General features: G+C 33.4%; 5 protein-coding genes. 2 read left to right on the top strand and 3 right to left on the bottom strand.

The window, feature by feature from the left end; all coding sequences use genetic code 11:
* Nucleotides 1-113: 113 nt before the first annotated feature.
* From ASJ81_RS09980 to ASJ81_RS09970, 3 genes are all read right to left on the bottom strand, one after another.
* Nucleotides 114-305: a CxxC-x17-CxxC domain-containing protein gene (locus ASJ81_RS09980; RefSeq protein ID WP_095644336.1), complete on the bottom strand. Its 192-nt coding sequence runs from the start codon at nucleotides 303-305 to the stop codon at nucleotides 114-116.
* A 321-nt stretch (nucleotides 306-626) separates the two neighbouring features.
* Entirely contained in the window at nucleotides 627-959 is a 333-nt protein-coding gene (gene eif1A, locus ASJ81_RS09975; RefSeq protein ID WP_095644335.1) for a translation initiation factor eIF-1A, read from the bottom strand.
* 283 nt (nucleotides 960-1,242) lie between these two features.
* Nucleotides 1,243-1,425: a CxxC-x17-CxxC domain-containing protein gene (locus ASJ81_RS09970; protein WP_095644334.1), complete on the bottom strand. Its 183-nt coding sequence runs from the start codon at nucleotides 1,423-1,425 to the stop codon at nucleotides 1,243-1,245.
* Between the two features lie 449 nt (nucleotides 1,426-1,874).
* Here ASJ81_RS09970 and ASJ81_RS09965 point away from each other — a divergent pair, with 449 nt between their 5' ends.
* Together ASJ81_RS09965 and ASJ81_RS09960 are read left to right on the top strand one after the other, a co-directional pair.
* Nucleotides 1,875-2,225 carry a hypothetical protein gene (locus tag ASJ81_RS09965; RefSeq protein WP_095644333.1) on the top strand — a complete coding sequence of 117 codons (351 nt, stop codon included), beginning with the start codon at nucleotides 1,875-1,877 and terminating at the stop codon, nucleotides 2,223-2,225.
* A gap of 489 nt (nucleotides 2,226-2,714) precedes the next feature.
* A complete protein-coding gene (locus tag ASJ81_RS09960; RefSeq protein WP_095644332.1) occupies nucleotides 2,715-2,978 on the top strand; it encodes a hypothetical protein in 264 nt (87 codons plus the stop codon).
* Nucleotides 2,979-3,703: the final 725 nt, after the last annotated feature.

Raw genomic sequence — 3,703 nt, 5'->3', positions numbered from 1 at the left:
GGAGTTGTAATGGTAGCAGCAATAATTAGAGTAAATGAGCTTTTGGGATAGGCTCAATTAAAAAAGTAGAAAAGAAATAAGTGTTGATGTAAACTTAATTACACAAATTACACTTAGTATCTGCGGTTTTCTCTGGGTGTCCTGTGGTTAGGAAGACATTCTCTACAGTAAACCGGTCTTTCTGGATCAGGTTTGAAAGGCACTTCAGTTTCAGCACCGCAATCAGAACAGGTTGTCTTGTGCATTTCTCTGGGAGCGCCGAAATTAGAATTTCCTCTGAACATATTTCTGTCGTTAAAAGCCATTTGTTTCACCTTGGTTTAATTGTTGATTAACTGCTTATAAATAAGATTGTATAGAGCCTTTGTTTAAAATCAAAAATTGGTTTTTAACAACAGATCATTATACATCTCTTTATTTTAACACACATACATTGCACTTACGATATATAAGTATATCTATATATAAAAAAGTAAACTCTTTTTAACAAAATAATTTCTAAACATGGCTTGCAAAAGAGATGACAGGTTCACTCCTGCAGAAAAGTAAAATATGGATTTTAGGCATCTTTTTCAGACACCTTTATTTTCAGTTACTTATCTATACTAGGCATTTTCATAATTATATCAGTACTTAATGTAGCCTTTCCGTTCAAGCCATTCGACCTGAGGCCTTGTATATTTCCAGGTAATGTCGGCTTTGGAATCCTGAATTTCCCATGGGTTAATGATAACAATATCGCCTTCACGAATCCACATTTTTTTATGTTTAGAGCCCGGGATTCTACCCATTCGGACAACTCCGTCCATACACTGAAGTGTTACCCTTTTAGCACCGAGTAAACTCGCAACTGTTGCCAGGACTTCGTTTCTGTCTTTGCGAGGGATTCTTACCCTGGATACTTCAGGGATATCTCCTGAATTTACAGGATTTGCTGATCCTAATCTTTTTTTCCTTATAGTACTTCTGTAATTAGCCAGATTAATTCCTCCTTGATGACCCTTGATTTATTTATAAGTCGAAAGTTGATAAGTTGAGTCAAAAACTGATATGTTGACAATTGAATGATTTGTACAAACTGCTATTCTCTATACTGTTTTGTTCCCACTTTTTTTCTGCTGCGTTAGGTGGAAATAAGTATAGAAACAAAGAGAGTAAACCAAAAAAAACGAAAAGAAAAGATGAATCAGGCATTAATGTAAAATTTAACTGCAAATTAATAACACCTGACCCAGATTATCTTTAGAATTTTCTGTGGTTAGGAAGACATTCTCTGCAGTATACCGGCCTGCCCTCAGTAGGTTTGAATGGTACTTCGGTCTCAGCACCGCAGTCAGAACAGGTCACTTTTGTCATTTCCCTTGATCCGCTGTTACCACGGAAACCTCCATAATCTCCCCTGAAATTTCTGTCATTAAAAGCCATTTTCGTTTCATCTCCGCTTTAGCGGATAGTTGTTAGTTTAAAAGATTGTATAGACCCTTAAATTAAAAAACAAAAATTGGTTTTTAATAACAGATTATACGTCTCTTTATTTTCAATAACTACATTACATGGTCAAATTATATAAATACATCTATACAAAAGGAGCATACTCCTTCAAACGGTAGACGAATTATTAGACGGAGTTCCCAGAAAAATAACCAGATCTTTTATTAATAATCTCTAAAATCAGGACAACTTGAAAACTTTCGCTCTGATTCCAAAGCAGTCCTCTAAATGGAAAGATTACTGTTATCAAAAAGGCTCTGCGAAGAGTTTCTTATAAAGCTACAAAAGTCAAGAGTTTTTAATTCCTCTTTTCCTCACAGACATAATATAATATTTTTATACAGTTGAAATCTTTATGTAGCTTTAGGCTAAAAGTGAAAACCATGCAAAATTCATCCTCAATTTCTTCAATTTATGGCATTGATTTCAGTGGCTCACAAGAAGCATATAAGAAAATATGGATTTGTGAATCTATTCCTACAGATAAAGGACTTAAGGTCCAAAAATGCTGGAACATAAAGAAAAAATATGGAAATATTTCCCTTAACAGTTCCCTTAAAAAGTTGACAGAATTTATTGCTTCCAGTCAAGGAGTCGCTTTTGGACTTGATTTTCCTTTTGGCTTGCCTAAAATTATTGTAGATGAACCAAATTGGATAGCCTTCATAGAAAATTTCCTGAATATTATAATGATCCCTGTGAGTTTCGTCAAAAGTGTCAGGATAGAGCTTTAGAATTAACTGAAAAAAAGAATTAAAAAGGGTTGCAGATATAGAGGCGAAATCGCCATTTTGTCCATGTAATCTCTGGATTTTTAAACAGACTTACCATGGAATAAATAATGTTCTTCGTCCCCCCTGGTAATAGAAGAGTCAGCAAAAATACTACCCATGCAAGATCAAGAAAATTCAAAGCTACTGGTGCTTGAAATCTGTCCTGCTTCTACACTCAAAGATTTAGATCTTTACTTTACTGGTTATAAAGCCTGCTTTCGGCAGGTCGACATAAAAATCCATTCAATTTTTCTATTGATATCGTTTTTTTTAGAACTTTTGATATTTAATTTAAATCAAAAATTACTAAATGTTAACCATAACATAATTAATATATATTTATAATATATGAGATAAAAGACAAATCATGCTAGATAGATAATCCGCAAGATGCTGTTTTTTAACTTAACCTACAAAAAATAACAATTAAGAATATTTAGATGTTGGAATGTGCTTGCTGCCGAATGTAGGATAAAGGGAAAGACAATACTTCTAAATAACTCGGGAAAAAATCCTAATAGGACTAAAGAAAGAGAAATAATAGAAATTGATCCAAAAGTGTGGAAGGTTTCCATCGGAAATGCAGATGAAGATGCTTTGGACAGCGTAATAGCTGCTATAGCTACTTACAGAGGATTGTGCTCGAATCCTGATTTAGATGATATTTACAACTTGAAGGTTACATTTATGTGTAATTTTCAATTTTTCTGGTAGTTCCTAAAAACAAAGATTCACTTGAAAACTATCGCTTGGATCAGAAAAATCTTTCCCAAGAGGAAAAAGAACCACTTAATCTAAAGAAGCCCTGCGGAGGACTCTTTTTAAACTGTAAAATAGCTGGTTTTCAATTTCACTTTTCTTAGCAATCGTATTCGGGGAAGATTTCAGTGTCCCCCGGCAGGAAAAATATATTTGAGTAGGCCTAAACACAATATTACGTCTCTAGAGATCTAATCAGGAATAACTCGTTGGATTTCGGATCATAAAATTGATTCTGAAATTCTTATTTGTGCTGGAATAAAATTAGTTTTGGAATGAGCTCTCAACTAAAGGATAGCTCTAATTTCCAACAAATCCCTAACTTTTGCCACGTACCTATCTCAAAATTAGGGTTTTATAACAGGTAATACCCATTTTACCAAAATTGTGAGAATAGCAAATATAATAATAAGCCAGATTACCCAACCAGGTAAGTTTTCGGGTGTGTCAACCATAATAATAGATATTTCAAAATTATATAAAAAGACGTATGATAGATGACTCCAACTTACCTTTTTCGAATCAATCTTGAGTTACCTGGAAAGGATAAGGAGAAATTTTCACCTCTTATTAAGCGATTCATTTTCTGGCTACCTTCTTTAGTTTATAATTAACTTAAAAAACTTGATGGTCAATTTGTATCTAATTGATATTATATATTTGAAAATCGTATATTTATA

It is taken from the genome of Methanosarcina spelaei (assembly GCF_002287235.1).
GTDB lineage: Archaea > Halobacteriota > Methanosarcinia > Methanosarcinales > Methanosarcinaceae > Methanosarcina > Methanosarcina spelaei.
Note: the sequence above shows the minus strand (reverse complement) of the source record. Positions and strands in the feature narration are given on the sequence as shown.